General features: G+C 46.5%; 3 protein-coding genes. 2 read left to right on the top strand and 1 reads right to left on the bottom strand.

The genetic code is table 11. The annotated features are described in order from the left end of the window. Together ACTHUE_RS14240 and ACTHUE_RS14235 are read left to right on the top strand one after the other, a co-directional pair. On the top strand, positions 1 to 674 hold a 674-nt coding region (locus ACTHUE_RS14240; RefSeq protein ID WP_440423812.1), incomplete at its 5' end, for a redoxin family protein. A gap of 253 nt (positions 675 to 927) precedes the next feature. Continuing rightward, positions 928 to 2334 (top strand): dihydrolipoyl dehydrogenase, encoded by a 1407-nt coding sequence (locus ACTHUE_RS14235; RefSeq protein ID WP_070459864.1) that lies wholly within the window; start codon positions 928 to 930, stop codon positions 2332 to 2334. A gap of 73 nt (positions 2335 to 2407) precedes the next feature. Here ACTHUE_RS14235 and ACTHUE_RS14230 read toward each other — a convergent pair. Beyond that, positions 2408 to 3072 (bottom strand): ATPase, T2SS/T4P/T4SS family (locus ACTHUE_RS14230; protein ID WP_440423809.1); only part of this gene is annotated, 665 nt, incomplete at its 5' end.

Here is a 3072-nt window from a genome sequence, read left to right as displayed (position 1 = left end):
ACACTTGGAAAGATGTTTCTACTGATGATTTGTTCAAAGGCAAAAAAGTAGTCGTGTTCTCTCTGCCTGGCGCATTTACTCCAACTTGCTCTTCTTCTCACCTGCCACGCTACAACGAATTGTTTGGCGCGTTCAAAGAAAACGGTGTTGACGCAATCTACTGCGTATCTGTAAACGACACTTTCGTAATGAACGCTTGGGCTGCTGAAGAAGAAGCTGACAACATCTACATGATTCCTGATGGTAATGGTGAATTCACTGAAGGCATGGGCATGTTGGTTGGCAAAGAAGACTTGGGCTTCGGCAAACGCTCTTGGCGTTACTCCATGCTGGTTAACGACGGCGTGATTGAAAAAATGTTTATCGAACCTGAAGAGCCAGGCGATCCTTTCAAAGTGTCTGACGCTGACACTATGTTGAAATACATTGCTCCTGACTGGAAAGCTCAAGAGTCTGTTGCCATCTTCACCAAACCTGGCTGCCAATTCTGTGCTAAAGCTAAAAAAGCGCTGCAAGACAAAGGCTTGTCTTACGAAGAAATCGTATTGGGCAAAGATGCAACTGTTACTTCCGTACGCGCTATTACCGGCAAGATGACTGCTCCTCAAGTATTCATCGGCGGTAAATACATCGGTGGCAGCGAAGACTTGGAAGCTTACTTGGCTAAAAACTAATTGCCTGTATGCTTAAGACGGCTTGAAAAGGCCGTCTGAAAGACCCAAATATAGAGTTATTCAGACGACGTTTGCAAATCGGCGTTCTGAATAACTCTATATTTACAAGTAGAATTTGAGATTATTGTTTTAAATCGATATTTAGATATTGGCTATTGATTTTTAAATTTTGATAGTTTATGAAGTTTAGGCCGTCTGAAAACGGATAACCTGATGGCAATATCGGTTTGGATATAGACAGTAAGGATAAAATATGAAAAAAATTCAAGCAGATGTGGTAGTACTGGGTGGCGGTACAGCCGGTATGGGCGCATTTCGCAATGCTCGACTTCATACAGATAATGTTTACCTGATTGAAAACAATGTATTCGGAACAACTTGTGCGCGTGTCGGCTGTATGCCGTCCAAATTGCTGATTGCAGCTGCGGAAGCGCGCCATCATGCTCTGCATACCGATCCGTTTGGCGTGCATTTGGATAAAGACAGCGTAACGGTAAACGGCGAAGAAGTCATGCACCGCGTGAAGTCCGAACGCGACCGTTTTGTTGGTTTTGTAGTCAGTGATGTAGAAGAGTGGCCTGCCGACAAGCGTATTATGGGTACGGCAAAATTTGTTGACGAACACACCGTCCAAATCGATGACCACACTCAAATCACTGCAAAAAGTTTTGTGATTGCTACCGGTTCGCGCCCTGTGATTTTCCCTCAGTGGGAAGTTTTGGGCGATCGCTTGATTGTGAACGATGATGTTTTCTCTTGGGATACCCTGCCTAAGAGTGTGGCCGTATTCGGTCCTGGTGTAATCGGCTTAGAGTTGGGTCAGGCTTTGCACCGTTTGGGCGTAAAAGTTGAAATTTTTGGCGTAGCAGGCGCTATTGGCGGTATTTCCGACCCTGTTGTCGCTGAAGAAGCCAAAACCGTTTTTGGTGAAGAGTTGACCTTGCATTTGGATGCCAAAACCGAAGTCAAATTGGACGCAGAAGGCAATGTTGAAGTTCATTGGGAACAAGATGGCGAAAAAGGTATATTCCATGCCGAATATGCTTTGGCTGCCGCCGGTCGCCGTCCGAACGTGGACAATATCGGTTTGGAAAACCTGAATATCGAAAAAGATGCACGTGGCGTGCCTGTTGCCGATCCGCTGACCATGCAAACCAGCATTCCGCACATCTTTATCGCAGGCGATGCATCCAACCAACTGCCTCTGCTGCATGAAGCTTCTGACCAAGGCAAAATTGCCGGTCACAATGCCGCTATTTTCCCGAATATTGAGGGCGGTTTGCGCCGTAGCGTAATCGGCGTGGTATTTACCAGTCCGCAAATTGCCACTATCGGTTTGAAATACGCGCAAGTTGCGGAGAAATATCAGCCTGATGAGTTTGTCATCGGTGAAGTTTCCTTCCGAAACCAAGGCCGCAGCCGCGTTATGTTGGTAAACAAAGGCCATATGCGTTTGTATGCTGAGAAAGCGACCGGCCGTTTCATTGGTGCGGAAATTGTCGGCCCTGCTGCCGAACATTTGGCACACTTGATGGCTTGGGCGCATCAAATGAAGATGACGATTCCGCAAATGTTGGATATGCCGTTCTACCATCCGGTTATCGAAGAAGGTCTGCGCACTGCATTGCGTGATGCCGATGCAAAACTGAAACAGGCTTGATTATTTGATGGAATAAAGGCCGTCTGAAACTCGTAGTAAGGTTTCAGACGGCCTTTTTTATGCTTTGAAGCTGTTAAATCAATTCTAAATCCGGACCGGCATTTTGCGCACGACGGCTTCGTAATTGAATGTCTAAGCGCAAATCATGAGCGGAGTCGGCATTTTTAATGGCGTCTTGATAACTGATATCGCCGTTTTCATACAAATCATACAAGGCTTGGTCAAAAGTGATCATGCCCATGCCGGTTGATTTTTTCATCATTTCTTTGATGTTGTGGACTTCGCCTTTTTGAATCAAGTCGGCAATAATTGGCGAATTGAGCAAAACTTCGACCGCCGCCACACGACCCCGTCCGCTTTCACGGGGAATCAGTCGTTGTGAAATAAAGGCTTGCAGGTTGAGCGATAAGTCGGTCAGCAACTGGGTACGGCGCTCTTCGGGGAAGAAGTTGATGATGCGGTCGAGCGCTTGGTTGGTACTGTTGGCGTGCAGTGTTGCCATACACAAATGGCCGGTTTCTGCGAAGGAAATGGCGTAGTCCATGGTCTCGCGGTCGCGGATTTCACCAATCAGGATAACATCCGGCGCTTGGCGCAGGGTATTTTTCAATGCAATCGGCCAATTTTCTGTATCTACACCGATTTCAAGTTGGGTGATGATGCAGTTTTTGTGTTGGTGGATAAACTCAATCGGGTCTTCGATGGTAATAATGTGGTCGAAGCTGTTTTCGTTTCGAT

The sequence above is a fragment of the Neisseria sp. P0021.S005 genome (assembly GCF_051956955.1).
This window is presented reverse-complemented; position numbering and strand designations above follow the sequence as displayed.

Coding starts and splice junctions, on each gene's coding strand:
- ACTHUE_RS14235 (WP_070459864.1), top strand. CDS start 928: ATGAAAAAAATTCAAGCAGATGTGGTAGTACTGGGTGGCGGTACAGCC.